The organism is Stenotrophomonas sp. Steno-Z2 (assembly GCF_056393235.1).
The window spans coordinates 38217-52477 of sequence record NZ_JBWJOY010000001.1 but is presented as its reverse complement, the minus strand read 5'-3'; the positions used below and the strand labels follow the sequence as shown (position 1 = coordinate 52477).

Sequence of the window (14261 nt, the reverse complement as noted above, 5' to 3'; positions counted from 1 at the left end):
CATTGGATACCGAGGTCGAAACATGAGTACTGCTCCGGACGCCGCCAAGGCCCGCAAGCTTGGCAACGTGGGTACCAACTTCTGGCTGGGCCTGCTGGTGCTGTCGATGATCGTGTTCGGCGCCAACACCGGCGTGGCCACCTGGCAGGGCAGCCGCCTGGCCGGCGCCGGCACCGGTGCGGCCGACCTGCAGGTGCTGTCGCAGCAGCTGGCCAACCAGGGCCGCGAGGCGGTGGCGGGCAACCGCGAGGCCTACGCCGCGTTCAAGGACACCCGCGCCAAGGTCGACCGCACGGTGAGCGAACTGAAGGGCCGTTTCGGCGAGGAAGCCGGCGTGGCCGCGCCGCTGCGCCAGCTGGTCGAGACCTGGCAGCCGCTGTCCAGGAGCGCCGAGCAGATCGTGGCCAGCGAGCCGGCGGTGCTGGCGCTGGCCGGCAACGCCGACAGCTTCGTTGGCGCGGTGCCGCAGCTGCAGGCGCAGCTGAACGAAGTGGTGCGCGCGATGACCGCCGGCGGGGCCCAGTCCACGCAGATCTACAACGGCCTGCAGCAGGTGGTGGTGGTAGGCTCCATGGCCCGCCGCGTCACCGAAATCCGCGCCGGCGGCCCCGGCGCCAGCGGTGCCGGCGACGCGCTGGCGCGCGACATGACCGTGTTCACCCAGGTGCTGGAAGGCCTGCGCAACGGCAACGAGGAACTGGGCATCGCCGCGGTGCGCAACCCCAACGCGCAGGTCGCGCTGGAGCAGTCGGCCAACCAGTGGACCAAGATGAAGAAGGACGCCGACGCGATCCTGGCCAGCTCGCGCAACCTGTTCGCCGCGCAGTCCTCGGCCGCGGCGCTGGCCGGCGGCTCGGACCGCATGCTGGACAACAGCCGCAAGCTGTTCGACGCCTTCTCCGCCTTCGGCTCCACCCGCGACACGCGCATCTTCCCGAACTTCTGGTGGAGCGTGGTGTTCGGCGCGCTGTCGGTGCTGTCGATCATCGGCTTCGTGTGGAGCACGGTGCGCAGCCGCTCGCGCGAGCAGGAACTGCGCTACCAGACCCAGGTGGAATTCAACAGCCGCAACCAGCAGGCGATCATGCGGCTGCTGGACGAAATCAGCTCGCTGGGTGAAGGCGACCTGACGGTGAAGGCCTCGGTGACCGAGGACATGACCGGCGCCATCGCCGACGCGATCAACTACGCGGTGGACGAGCTGCGCCACCTGGTGACCACCATCAACGACATCTCCAGCAAGGTGGCGGTGTCGGCGCAGGAAACCCAGGCCACCGCCATGCAGCTGGCCGAAGCGGCCGGGCACCAGGCCGACGAGATCACCAGCGCCTCGGACCGCATCGGCGAAATCGCCTCGTCCATCGAGCAGGTGTCGCGCAACTCCAGCGAGTCGGCCGAAGTGGCGCAGCGCTCGGTGGTCATCGCCACCGAGGGCGCCGGCGTGGTGCGCCAGACCATCCAGGGCATGGACCAGATCCGCGACCAGATCCAGGAAACCTCCAAGCGCATCAAGCGCCTGGGCGAGTCGTCGCAGGAGATCGGCTCGATCGTGGAACTGATCAACGACATTTCCGAGCAGACCAACATCCTGGCGTTGAACGCGGCGGTGCAGGCGGCGTCGGCCGGCGAGGCGGGCCGCGGTTTCGCGGTGGTGGCCGACGAAGTGCAGCGACTGGCCGAACGCACCTCCGGCGCGACCCGACGGATCGAAGGCTTGGTGCAGGCCATCCAGGCCGATACCAACGAAGCGGTCACCTCGATGGAGCAGACCACCGCCGAAGTGGTGTCCGGTGCGCGCCTGGCCGAGGACGCCGGTACCGCGCTGACCGAAATCGAACGCGTGTCCAACGCGCTCAACACCCTGATCAAGAACATCTCCATCGCCGCCCACCAGCAGGCCGCCGCCGCTACCGACATCACCCAGACCATGGGCGTGATCCGGCAGATCACCGGCCAGACCTCGCAGGGCGCCGGGCAGACCGCCGATTCGCTGGGCCAGCTCAACCAGCTGGCCGCGGACCTGCGCCGTTCGGTGGCCGACTTCAAGCTGCCGGCCTGAACCGGTTGAACGGGCGGGGATGGAAAGGAACCAGCAGATGATGTGTCGTCATACCGCAGAAAACGGCCGCCCGGATGGCAGGCGAACGATGCTGCACGGGGGAGTGCGATGAGTACCTTGCGCGATGCGATGAGCCACGCGGCGCTGGGCTGGGTCAAGCCGGAGCTGGACGAGACCCTGCGCCAGGCGCGCAGCGAGATCGAGTACTTCGTCGAGGACCCGGCCGACACCAGCCGCATGCGCTTCTGCGCCGGCTTCCTGCACCAGGTGCAGGGCACGCTGCGCATGGTCGAGCTGTACGCCCCGGCGATGGTGGCCGAGGAACTGGAGCTGCTGGCCGACGCCGTGCGCGATGGCGCCGTGCCCGACCGCGACGAGGCCTGCGCCACCCTGATGCGCGGCACCGTGCTGCTGCCCGATTACCTGGAACGCCTGCAGAACGGCCACCGCGACATCCCGATCGTGCTGCTGCCGCTGCTCAACGAGATCCGCGCCGCGCGCGCCGCCGAGGGCATCAACGAGGGCGTGCTGCTGGCCTTCGACCCGGAGGCGGGCAAGGCCAGCGAGGCCGAACTGGAGCACGCGCGCGGCAGCCTGCAGGGGCGCAACCGTGAGCTGCTGGACACGGTCGGCAACGCGGTGAAGGAAGAACTGCTGCGCATCAAGGACGCGCTGGACCTGCACGTGCGCATGGGCGGGGCCACCGCCGACCTGCAGACCCAGGTCAACGAGCTGGGCGCGGTGTCCGACACGCTGGGCGTGATGGGGCTGGGCGTGGCCCGCGGCGTGGTCGCGCAGCAGCGCGACGCGCTGCGCGAAGTGGTGGACGGCAGCCGCCCCATCGACGACAACCTGCTGCTCGACATCGCCGGCGCGCTGCTTTACGTCGATGCCTCGCTGGACGACCAGGTCGCCTACCTCGGCGCCAACCTGGAAGGCGACGAGGACCCGGCCGCGGTGGAGACCCGGCGCACGGTGGAGGTGCTGGCGCACGAGGCCATCGCCAATTTCGCCGCCGCGCGCGAGGCCTTCGTCGCCTTCATCGAGACCAACTGGGACCACGCGCGCCTGCACGACGTGCCGCGCCTGCTGGACGAGGTGTCCGGCGCGCTGCGCATGCTCGACCTGCAGGCGCCCGCGGACTACATGAACGGCATCCGCCAGTACATCGGCGTCGAACTGATCGGGCGCAGGCGCATCCCCGGCGGGCGCCAGCTGGACACGCTGGCCGACGCCATGGCCAGCCTCGAGTACTACCTGGAAGCGCTGCGCGAGCGGCGCCCCGGCCGCGAGGAAATCCTCGACATCACCCGCAGCAGCCTGGAGGCGCTGCGCTACTGGCCGGTGCCCGCGGCGGGCGCGCAGGACGATGCCGGTACCGCCGCCGCGCCGGCGCCGGTCGCGGCGTTCGCCATGGACGATGCACCGGGCACGCTGGAAATGGCGCCTTCCGTCGAGGAGGCGCAGCCTGCGTTCGACTCGCCGGCGGCATACGACGCCGAGGTCGCCGCATCGCCCGCCGCGCCGGTTCGACCGCTGGTGTTCGGCGACGCGATCCATGCGCGGCCGGTGCCGGTCGCGCCAGCCGCGGCCATCGAGCCGCCGGCGTTCGATGCGGCCGCGGCCTTCCCGGCCTTCGATCCGGTAGCGGCCGAAGGCCTGCCGGCCGGAACGGACGGCGCGCAGGCGAGCGTCGCGCCGCTGGAGTTCGATGTGGGTGCCGGCTTCGCGCCGGTGCAGGACACGGCGCCCGGCGATGGCCTGCAACAGGCGGAATACACGGCGTCCAGCGCGTTCCCGGCTTTCGACCCGATCGCCGCGGAAGTGGACGCCACGCCGCAGGCGGACAGCGGGCTGGCGCCTTTCGCCGCCGACGCGGCCGACGATGCGGCTGCGGCCCACGCCGGTTCCGGCGACTTCCTTACCCTCGACCCGGCCAGCGCCGGGCCGTGGACGCCGGTCGAGGCGACGGCCACGGCGGACGAGGCCGTCGCGCCGCTGTCCATCGACGCGTCGCCGTTCGAATTCACGCTCGATGAGCCGGTTGCCGCGGAAACGCCCGTGCAGCCGCAGGCGGAGGCCGCGGAGGCCGCCGCCGCCGCGCCGGAAACCCCGGCTTCTGCCGCCATCGGCCCCGCCGACGAAGCGCCCGCGCCGGACCACGAGATCGCGGCCTTCATGGCCGAGCTGGACAAGGCCGCCGCGTCCTTCGATCCGTTCGCGGCGCCGGCCGAAGCGGAAGCGGTGCCCGCCGCGCCCGCGCCGGCCGGAACGCCTGTCGCCGCCATGGAGGCGGGCGAGGGCGTGGACGGTGGTTTCGACGACGATGCCGAGCAGATCGACCAGGACATCCGCGAGGTGTTCATCGAGGAGTTCGACGAGGAACTGCTGAACCTGGGCCGCCTGCTGCCGGCGTGGCGTGCCGCGCCGGACAGCATGGAGCGCCTGCGCCCGGTGCGGCGCGTGTTCCATACGCTCAAGGGCAGTGGCCGACTGGTCGGCGCGCGCACGCTGGGCGAATTCAGCTGGAAGATCGAGAGCATGCTCAACCGCGTGCTCGACGGCAGCCGCCCGGCCAGCCCCGCGGTGGTGGCCCTGGTCAGCCAGGCCGTCGACGTGCTGCCGCAGTTCAACGCCGCGCTGCGCGGCAACGGCCGCATCCACGCCGACGTGGCGGGCATGCAGGACATCGCCGACCGCATCGCCGCCGGCGAGGAAGCCTTCCATGTCGCCGGCGCCTCCGCCGCCCCGGCCGTGGTTGCGGCCGCGCCGGCCGCCGCCGCTCCGGCCGCCGGCACGCCGGCCTCGGTGGACAGCGTGCTGCGCGAGATCCTCGAAGCCGAAGTGGGCCAGCACCTGGCCACGGTCGAGGCCTGGCTGTCGCAGTCGCGCCCCGAACCGCAGCCGGTGAGCGAGGAACTGCTGCGCGCCGTGCATACCATGAGCGGCGCCTTCGCCATGACCGAGGTGCCGGAGATCACTGCGGTGACCGCGCCGGTCGAGTCGTTCGTGAAGCGCTCGCTCGCCAACGCCGTGGTGCCGTCCGCCGAAGGCGTGGCCGCGCTGGGCGAAGCCGCCACCGCCGTGGCCACCACCATCACCGCGCTGCAGGCGCCGTCGCCGCTGATCCCGTCGTTCGCCCCGCTGGCCGCGCGCCTGCAGGCGCTGGCCGATGCCCTGCCGGAGGTGCAGTGGCCGCCGCAGGTGCACGAGGACCTCGACGACGAAGACGTGCCGGCCGCTACAGCCACTACGCCGGCAACCGAGCCGGAACCGGCACCGGCGTCGCTGCCGGTGCAGGAACTGGCCGGCATCGGCGATCTTTCCGCCTATTTCGATCCCGCGCTGCTGGAGGCCTCGTTCGCCGGCCTGCCGGATCAGGCCGCCGCCGATCATCGCGCGGCGGACGAAACGCCTGTCGCCGCCGCGGAAGAGCCGGCCGTGTCGGTCTTCGAATGGCCGCTGGAACCGGAGGGCGAAGCGCAGCCGGACGTGTCCGGCCTGCCGCACGATGCGCCCGAAACGCCGCTGGCGCTGGACGAGACGGTGGACGATGGCGGAACCGAGCCGCCGCAGGATGCCACCGCACCGGAAGAAGATGCAGGCATCGAATGGCTGGCCGGACCGGTGCTGGAAGACGCCCCGGTTGCGGTCGAGCCCGTCGAGATGTCGCTGGCGGACGACGCGCCGCCCGCGGTGTCGATCGAGGCGCTGCCGCCTGCCGGGCCTGCGCAGGTGGACGACGCCGTCGCCGCGCAGGAACCGGCGTTCGAGGAGACGGTGGGCGTCGCTGCCGAAGCCGTGTCCGAAGAGTCGATCGCCGTGCCGGCCGCGGAACAGGCGGTCGAGCCGGTGCTGGACACCGAGGAGCCGGTGGTCGGGCATGAGGAGTGGACTGAAGCCGCCATCGAGACCACGGAAAACGACGCTGTCGCCGAAGCCGAAGCCGAAGCCGAAGCTGACGCTGACGCCGAAGTGGCAGTCGAGATGGCAGTCGAACCTGCGGCCGAGTCCGGGCAGCCCATTGCGGCCGAACTCGTGGCCACGACGGGCGATGCTGTCGCCGAATCCGAATCCGAATCCGAATCCGAATCCGAAGCCGAAGCCGAAGCCGAAGCCGAAGCGGCCGTCGAAACCCGGGTCGAACCGGCACTGCTGGTCACGCCGGTGCAGGAAGCCGCGGTGCCGGCCGCCGTCGAAGCGGCGGCATTCGATGCCGGTCCGCTCGATTTCGACGACCTCGACCGCGAACTGGTCGATATCTTCGTCGAGGAAGGCAAGGACCTGCTCGACCACTGCGACCGCCTCATCAGCGAACTGCGCGCGGCGCCGGAAGACCGCGAACTGCTGGCCGGGCTGCAGCGCGACCTGCACACGCTCAAGGGCGGCGCGCGCATGGCCGGCATCAACGCCATCGGCGACCTGGGCCACGCCATCGAATCGCTGCTGGAAGCGGTGGCGGCCAGCCGTACCGAGATCGGTCGCGGCGACGTGCAGCTGCTCGAGCGCGGTTTCGACCGCCTGCACCAGCTGCTGATCCGCACCGGCGCGCACCGCGCGGTGCAGATGCCGGTGGATCTCATCGAGGCGTTCGAAGCGCGCACCGCCGGCAGCGCGGAAGCGCCGGAAGCGGCCGTGGCCGCGGAAACCGCCGCGCCGCCGGTGGCGCCGGTGGAGTCGATGCCGGCCGCCGAGGTCGCAGCATCGCCGGAGCCGGAAGCGGCCACGATCGCCGTCGAGGCGGAGCCGTCGTCGACGGCCGAGACCGGCGACGCCGCCATGACGGATGCTCCGTCCGACGCCGACGCCGACGCCGACGCCGACGTGATCGTGCAGCCCGCATCCGCCGCCGCGGCACCGGACATCGAGCCGCAGCCGCTGCCGCTGGCCGGCATCGCCGCCGAGCCCTTGTCGCCGCCGGTGGTCGAAGCGCAGGCCGTCGACGAGGAAGGCACCGTCCGCACCCAGGAGCAGGTGCGCGTCCGTGCCGACCTGCTCGACCGCCTGGTCAACCACGCCGGTGAAGTGGCGATCTACCGTTCACGCCTGGAACAGCAGCTGGGCGCGTTCCGCAGCGCCATGGGCGAACTGGACCGCACCAACGCCCGTCTGCGCGACCAGCTGCGCCGCCTGGACCTGGAAACCGAGGCGCAGATCGTCGCCCGCTACCGCCGCGAACAGGAGCAGGCCGACCAGGCGTTCGATCCGCTGGAACTGGACCGCTTCTCCACGCTGCAGCAGCTCAGCCGCGCGCTCAACGAATCGGCGGCCGACCTCGGCGGCCTGCAGGGCGTGCTCGACGACCTGTCGCGCAATTACGACGCCCTGCTGCAGCAGCAGTCGCGCGTCAGTTCGGAACTGCAGGACGGCCTGATGCGCGCGCGCATGGTGCCGTTCGACGGCCTGGTGCCGCGCCTGCGCCGCGTGGTGCGGCAGGCCGCGCACGACATCGGCAAGCAGGTGCACCTGAACCTGGAAGGCACGCACGGCGAACTGGACCGCAACGTGCTCGACCGCATGGTCGCGCCGCTGGAACACATGCTGCGCAATTCCGTGGCCCATGGCCTGGAGACGCCGGAGCAGCGCATCGCCGCCGGCAAGCCGGAAGAGGGCAGCATCACCCTGCGGCTGCGCCGCGAAGGCTCGGAAATCGTGCTGGAAGTGGCCGATGACGGCGCCGGCCTGGACCGCGAGGCGATCCGCCGCCGCGGCGAGCAGCGCGGCCTGATCCAGCCCGGCGAGCAGCTCGACGACGCGCAGCTGGACAACCTCATCTTCGCCTCCGGCTTCAGCACCAGCGAGCAGGTCAGCCAGCTCGCCGGCCGCGGCGTGGGCATGGACGTGGTGCGCAACGAAGTGCGCCAGCTCGGCGGTTCGGTGGACATCCACACCGTGCGCGGGCAGGGCGTCACCTTCACCCTGCGCCTGCCGCAGACGCTGGCCGTCACCCAGGCGGTGTTCGTGCGCATCGGCGAGACCACCTTCGCCGTGCCGGTGGCCTCGGTCAGCGGCATCGGCCGCATCGCCCGCGAGCGTTTCGAATCCGGCCAGGGCGGCTACCACTACAACGGCGAGGACTTCGCGCTGCACGACCTCGGCACGCTGGTCGGGCAGGCCGCGGCCAAGGCCGAGGGCCAGCCGCAGATTCCGCTGCTGCTGGTGCGCGCCGGCGACCTGCGCGCGGCCGTGGCGATCGACCAGGTGCTGGGCAACCGCGAAATCGTGGTCAAGCCGGTGGGCCTGCAGATCGCCTCGGTGCCGGGCATCTACGGCGCCACCATCACCGGCGAAGGCAACGTGGTGGTGATCCTGGACGTGGCGCCGCTGGTGCGCCGCCACCTGGCGCAGCCGCAGCAGCCGGTGGAAGCGGCCGCGGTGAGCCAGCAGCGCCATGTGCCGCTGGTGATGGTGGTGGACGACTCGCTGACCATGCGCAAGGTCACCGGCCGCGTGCTGGAGCGCCACAACTTCGAGGTGGTGGCCGCGCGCGACGGCGTGGAGGCGCTGGAGCGGCTGGAAGAGCGCGTGCCGGACCTGATGCTGCTGGACATCGAGATGCCGCGCATGGATGGCTACGAGCTGGCCACCGCGATGCGCGCCGATGCGCGCTACAAGGACGTGCCGATCGTGATGATCACCTCGCGCAGCGGCGACAAGCACCGCCAGCGCGCGTTCGAGATCGGCGTGCAGCGCTATCTCGGCAAGCCGTACCAGGAGCTGGATCTGATGCGCAATGTCTACGACCTGTTGGGGATCGCCCGTGTCCGCGAGTGAGCATTCGGCCCGGCCCGTCGCCCTGCTGGCGCGGCCCGGCGCGGCGCGCGAGCGCCTGAAGGAGGCGGTGCTCGCCGCCGGCGGCGCGCTGGTGCTGGAAGAAGACCCGGGCGCGCTGGACCCGGCCGCGCTGCGGGCGCTGGGGCCGGCGATGGTGCTGGTGGCGCTGGAGCCGGCGGTGGAGGACGCGCTGGAGCGCCTTGCGCCGGCGCTGGACGCGCCGCAGCTGGAGCTGATGTTCGAGGAAGCCGAACTGGCCGCGCGCCGCGAGGGCTGGGACGCGCAGCGCTGGACGCGCCACCTGGCCGCCAAGCTGCACGGCCATGACCAGGTGCTGCCGCCGGGGCAGGAAGAAGAAGCGCTGCCGCTGCCCGAGCCGGGCATGCCCGAACGCCCGGACGAGCGCCATGCCGATGCGCCGCTGCAGTTCCATGTCGACGAGGCCGTGCTGCACGTCGACGAGGTGCCGGCCGACACCCTGTATGTGCCGCCGGCCAACCTCGACCGCTCCGAGGTGCTGACCTTCGAGGAACTGATGGCGATGGCGCCGTCCAGGCCGGAGCCGGCAAGCGAGCCGGTGCTGCCGCCGGAACTGCCGCCGCTTGCGGACGCCGCGGCGCCGGCCGGCGCCGCGCCTGCGCCCGGCAGCTTCCACAGCTGGTCGCTGGTCGAGGACGATGCCTACATCGCGCCGGCCCCGGCCCCGGCACCGGCCGCGGCGCCGGCAACGGACGACACGCAACTGCAGGGCGATGCCGATGCTGTCGGTACGCCCGGCCTCGGTACGCTGTCGCTGGTCGAACTCGAATCGGAAGCGGCCGCCGCCGCCCAGGGCGCGGTGCTGCTGCTGGCCGGCATCGGCGGGCCGGACGCGGTGCGGCGCCTGCTGGGCGCGCTGCCGGACGACTACCCGCTGCCGGTGCTGGTGCAGATGCGCCTGGACGGTGGCCGCTACGCCAACCTCGTCAAGCAGATGGCGCGCGTGACCCCGCTGCCGGTCGCGCTGGCCGAGGCCGGGCAGGCGCTGGAAGGCGGCAATGTCTATGTGCTGCAGGACGGCGTCGGCGTGATCCAGCAGGCGGGCGGGCTGCGTTTCGCGGATGCGTCGGCACCGGCGCTGCAGGCCCTGCCGGTGGAGCGCTCGGCGGTGGTGATGCTCAGCGGCGCCGATCCGTCGCTGGTGCCGGAGGCGCTGGAATTCGCCGGGCGGGGCGGCTGGGTGGCCGGGCAGAGCGGCGATGGCTGCTACGACCCGGAAGCGGCCAGCCAGCTGGCCGTGGCCGGGCATCCGGCCGGTCCGCCGGAATACCTCGCCGGCGAACTCGTCCAGCGCAGCTTCGGCTGAGCCGCACACGATCAAGGAACCGACCATGAGTTATGCAAGCAACGACGAAGTCCGCGGCGTCCTGATCCAGGCCGGCGCCGAGCGCGTGCTGCTGCCCAACGCCACCGTCGCCGAAATGATGTCGCGGGTGGCGGTGCAGCCCATCGAGGGCGCGCCCGACTGGCTGGCCGGCTACATCGCCTGGCAGGGCTGGGAAGTGCCGCTGCTGTCCTTCGCCCGCTTCAACGGCGGCGACGAGCCGGTCGCCGGCAGCAACAAGGTGGTGGTGCTCAAGGCGCTGGGCGGCAACCCGGAGATGCCGTACTTCGCGCTGCTGACCCAGTCCTTCCCGCAGTTGATCGCGGTGCCGCGCGACGGCCTGCTGGCCGACGCCTCCGAGGAAAGCCTGCCGCAGGGCGTGCACATGCGCGTGCTGCTGGGCGAGCAGAGCGCGCTGCTGCCGGACCTGGACGCGATCGAAAGCGCGGTGCTCACCGCGTTGGCAGAGGTGGCCTGAAACACCTGCAGGAGCCGCCGCCCCGGCAGCTGCGGGCGGAAGCCCTCGTCGTTTCGCGCTCGTTGCCCATCCGCAGGGTGTGGGGTTTGCCCCGCACGGGCTATATCGATGCGGTCGCGTTGCATGCGGGGTTTGCCCCGCATCGACGGTGTCCCGTGAGGCCTTGTCGATGACGCACAGCGCGCGCTGAAGTGCGCGCCCGCGGTGCGTTGCTACAGGTCGCCCAGCCGCGCCTGCAGCGCCGCGATGGCGGCCAGCCCGGCGGTCTCGGTGCGCAGGATGCGCGGGCCCAGCTGCAGGCCCTGGAAACCGGCATCGGCCAGCTGCTGGCGGTCGCGCGGCGACCAGCCGCCTTCCGGGCCGATGGCGATCACTACGCCGCCAGCGGGCGCGGGCGGCAGCGCGGACAGGCGGTGTTCGCCCTGCGGGTCCAGGGTCAGGCGCAGGCTCTGCGCCGGCAATGCGCCCGCGGCGGCGGCCAGCGCCTGCGGCGGCGACAGCGCCGGGATGCGCGCGCGGCCCGACTGGCCGCAGGCCGAGCCGATCACACTGCGCCAGTGCGCGATGCGCTTTTCCGCGCGTGCGGCATCCAGCTTCACCTCGGTGCGCTCGGCATTCACCGGCACGATGGCGGTCACGCCCAGCTCGGTGGCCTTCTGCAGGATCAGGTCCATCTTCTCGCCGCGGGCGATGCCCTGCAGCAGGGTGATGGCCAGCGGCGATTCGTTGCCCAGCGCCTGCGCGGTGTCGATGCGCACCTGCACCTCGCGTTTGCCCACCGCCACCAGCGTTGCCGCGTAATCGCTGCCGTCGCCGTTGAACAGCACGCAACCGTCGCCCTCGCGCAGGCGCATCACCCGCACCAGGTGGTTGGCGGCCTCCTCGGGCAGCGGCAGGGTCTGCCCGACCTGCAGCGGCAGTTCGACGGGGCAGCGGGTCAGGCGCATGCGCGGCTCCCACGGAGCGGGAACGACGTCGTGGCGGCGGGGTCTGCTAGCATTTCGGACTCATGGAAACGTATCTGCCAGCGCGCATTCTAGCGATCCGCCCATCCTCCGCCCGGGGCCGCGCATGAGCCGGCCGCTTCCGCTCATCCATCGGGTGCAGGAAGAGGACATCGGCCCGTTCCACCAGGAACACCTGGACCTGGAGTTCTCCAACGGCGAGCGCCGGCATTTCCAGCGGCTGGTCAGCCGCGGCCATGGCGCGGTGGTGGTAGTGCCGATGCTGGACGAGGACACCGTGCTGCTGGTGCGCGAATACGCCGCCGGCCTGCACCGTTACGAACTGGGGCTGGTGAAGGGCCGCATCGACGCCGGCGAGACGCCGGCGCAGGCGGCCGACCGCGAGCTCAAGGAGGAAGCCGGCTATGGCGCGCGCCGCATCGACGTGCTGCGCGCCCTGACCCTGGCGCCGACCTACATGAGCCACCAGTCGTGGCTGGTGCTGGCGCGCGATCTCTATCCCGAACGCCTTGCCGGCGACGAACCCGAGGAGCTGGAAGTGGTGCCCTGGAAACTGGCCGACCTGGACGGCCTGATGCTGCGCGAGGATTTCTCCGAGGGGCGCTCGCTGGCGGCCCTGTTCATCGCCCGCGAATGGCTGGGGAAAACCCGGTGAGCGCCCTGGACGCAGCCCTGCGCGAAGCCGTCATCGCCATCGCCGGGCAGGCCGGCGCGGCGATCATGCAGGTCTATGCCGACGGTTTCGACGTCGAGCACAAGGACGACCTGAGCCCGCTGACCAGCGCCGACCTGGCCGCGCACCACGTGATCGTGGGCGGCCTGTCGCAGCTGACCCCGGAGCTGCCGGTGTTGTCGGAGGAATCGGCGCAGCTGCCCTGGGAAACCCGCCGCCGGTGGCAGGACTACTGGCTGGTCGATCCGCTGGATGGCACGCGCGAGTTCATCAAGCGCAATGGCGAATTCAGCGTCAACATCGCCCTGATCCGCCACGGCCTGCCGGTGTTCGGCGTGGTGCAGGCGCCGGTGACCGGCGTCGTCTGGCACGCCACGCGCGGCGAGGGCGCCTGGCGCCGCGACGGCGGGCGCGAGGACGCCATCCTCACCCGGCGGCCGCCGGCGCTGCCGCTGCGGGTGGCCGCCAGCCGCTCGCACCGCGATGCGCGCACCGGCGAACTGCTCGCGCGCATGGGCGAGATCGAACTGGTCGCGCAGGGTTCCTCGCTGAAGTTCTGCCGCATCGCCGAGGGCACCCTGGACGTGTACCCGCGCCTGGGCCCGACCAGCGAGTGGGATACCGCCGCCGGGCAGTGCGTGCTGGAAGCGGCCGGCGGCGTGCTGCTGGCCGCCGACAGCGGCGAACCCTTCCACTACAACCGGCGCCCGCGCCTGCTCAATGGCGACTTCGTCGCGCTGGGCGACCCGGCGCTGCCGTGGCGCGACTGGGTGGCCGGGCTGTGAGCGGTGCCGGCGACCTGGGCGCGCCAGGCGAGATCGGCACCCTGCTGCGGATCATGGCGCGGCTGCGCGATCCGCAGGGCGGCTGCCCGTGGGACCTGGAGCAGGATTTCTCCAGCATCGCGCCGTATACGATCGAGGAGGCCTACGAGGTCGCCGACGCCATCGACCGCAACGACCTGGCCGATCTCAAGGACGAACTCGGCGACCTGCTGCTGCAGGTGGTGTTCCATGCGCAGATGGCCAGCGAGCAGGGCGCCTTCGACTTCGCCGACGTGGTCTCCGCGATCAGCGGCAAGATGCTGCGGCGGCACCCGCATGTGTTCGGCGATGCACGGGCCGGCGATGCCGGCGAGGTCGTCGCCAACTGGGAGCAGATCAAGCAGCGCGAGCGCGCCGACGCGGGCGACACCGATGGTTCGGCGCTGGCCGGCATCGCCCGCGGCCTGCCCGAGTGGCAGCGCGCGCTGAAACTGCAGAAGCGCGCCGCGCGCACCGGCTTCGACTGGCCCGACGTCGCGCCGGTGCTGGACAAGCTGCGCGAGGAGCTCGGCGAGGTGCAGGCCGAGTTCGAGAGCGCCCGGTATGCGGACAACCACGCGCGGCTGGAGGACGAAATCGGCGACCTGCTGTTCGTCTGCGCCAATCTTGCGCGCCACGCGAAGGTGGACCCCGGCAGCGCGCTGCGCCGCGCCAACCACAAGTTCGAGCGCCGATTCCGCGCCATGGAGGCGCTGGCCGCCGCGCGCGGGCAGTCGATGGCCGCGCTGGACCTGGAGCAGCAGGAAGCGCTGTGGCAGGCGGTCAAGCGCGAGGAAAAGGGCGCACCGTGATCAGGACCCTGGCGCTGTTCCTGTTGACCGCGCTGGCCGAGATCGTCGGCTGCTACCTGCCGTGGCTGTGGCTGCGCCAGCAGGGCAGCGCGTGGCTGCTGCTGCCGGCGGCCGCCAGCCTGGCGCTGTTCGCCTGGCTGCTGACCCTGCACCCCACCGCCAGCGGCCGCGTTTACGCCGCCTATGGCGGCGTCTATGTCTGCGTCGCGCTGCTGTGGCTGTGGCGGGTGGACGGGGTGGCGCCGACCCGCTGGGACCTGCTCGGTGCCGGCCTGTGCCTGCTGGGCATGGGCGTGATCATGGCCGGTCCCCGCGCCGCCGCGGCCTAGCGCTA

General features: G+C 71.8%; 9 protein-coding genes. 8 read left to right on the top strand and 1 reads right to left on the bottom strand.

Translation table 11 applies throughout. From position 1 onward, the window contains the following. Window positions 1–22 precede the first annotated feature (22 nt). The 4 genes from AC06FP_RS00205 (at window position 23) to AC06FP_RS00190 (ending at window position 10674) form a co-directional block, all read left to right on the top strand. Window positions 23–2059 (top strand): methyl-accepting chemotaxis protein, encoded by a 2037-nt coding sequence (locus AC06FP_RS00205; protein WP_456116792.1) that lies wholly within the window; start codon window positions 23–25, stop codon window positions 2057–2059. A 108-nt stretch (window positions 2060–2167) separates the two neighbouring features. Continuing rightward, on the top strand, window positions 2168–8833 hold the full coding sequence (locus AC06FP_RS00200) for a hybrid sensor histidine kinase/response regulator (RefSeq protein WP_478074054.1): 6666 nt from the start codon (window positions 2168–2170) through the stop codon (window positions 8831–8833). Then, on the top strand, window positions 8820–10178 hold the full coding sequence (locus AC06FP_RS00195) for a chemotaxis protein CheB (RefSeq protein ID WP_478074053.1): 1359 nt from the start codon (window positions 8820–8822) through the stop codon (window positions 10176–10178). The genes AC06FP_RS00200 and AC06FP_RS00195 overlap by 14 nt, the downstream gene beginning before the upstream one ends. Window positions 10179–10203: 25 nt before the next feature. Then, window positions 10204–10674, top strand: a complete 471-nt coding sequence (locus AC06FP_RS00190) for a chemotaxis protein CheW (protein WP_456116789.1) — start codon at window positions 10204–10206, stop codon at window positions 10672–10674. A 212-nt stretch (window positions 10675–10886) separates the two neighbouring features. On the opposite strand, the gene AC06FP_RS00185 is transcribed toward AC06FP_RS00190, so the two are convergent. After that, window positions 10887–11621, bottom strand: coding sequence for a 16S rRNA (uracil(1498)-N(3))-methyltransferase (locus AC06FP_RS00185; RefSeq protein WP_478074052.1), 735 nt, complete (start codon window positions 11619–11621; stop codon window positions 10887–10889). A gap of 124 nt (window positions 11622–11745) precedes the next feature. Here AC06FP_RS00185 and nudE point away from each other — a divergent pair, with 124 nt between their 5' ends. Genes nudE through AC06FP_RS00165 form a run of 4 tightly spaced genes read left to right on the top strand, consistent with a single transcriptional unit; the run spans window position 11746 to window position 14256 of the window. Next, window positions 11746–12294 carry an ADP compounds hydrolase NudE gene (gene nudE, locus AC06FP_RS00180; protein ID WP_478074051.1) on the top strand — a complete coding sequence of 183 codons (549 nt, stop codon included), beginning with the start codon at window positions 11746–11748 and terminating at the stop codon, window positions 12292–12294. Further along, complete coding sequence (cysQ, locus tag AC06FP_RS00175; RefSeq protein WP_478074050.1) at window positions 12291–13097, top strand: 3'(2'),5'-bisphosphate nucleotidase CysQ; 807 nt, start codon at window positions 12291–12293, stop codon at window positions 13095–13097. The genes nudE and cysQ overlap by 4 nt, the downstream gene beginning before the upstream one ends. Window positions 13098–13150: 53 nt before the next feature. Continuing rightward, window positions 13151–13927 (top strand): nucleoside triphosphate pyrophosphohydrolase, encoded by a 777-nt coding sequence (gene mazG / locus AC06FP_RS00170; protein WP_478074730.1) that lies wholly within the window; start codon window positions 13151–13153, stop codon window positions 13925–13927. Then, window positions 13927–14256, top strand: coding sequence for a YnfA family protein (locus tag AC06FP_RS00165; protein ID WP_433854199.1), 330 nt, complete (start codon window positions 13927–13929; stop codon window positions 14254–14256). The genes mazG and AC06FP_RS00165 overlap by 1 nt, the downstream gene beginning before the upstream one ends. Window positions 14257–14261: the final 5 nt, after the last annotated feature.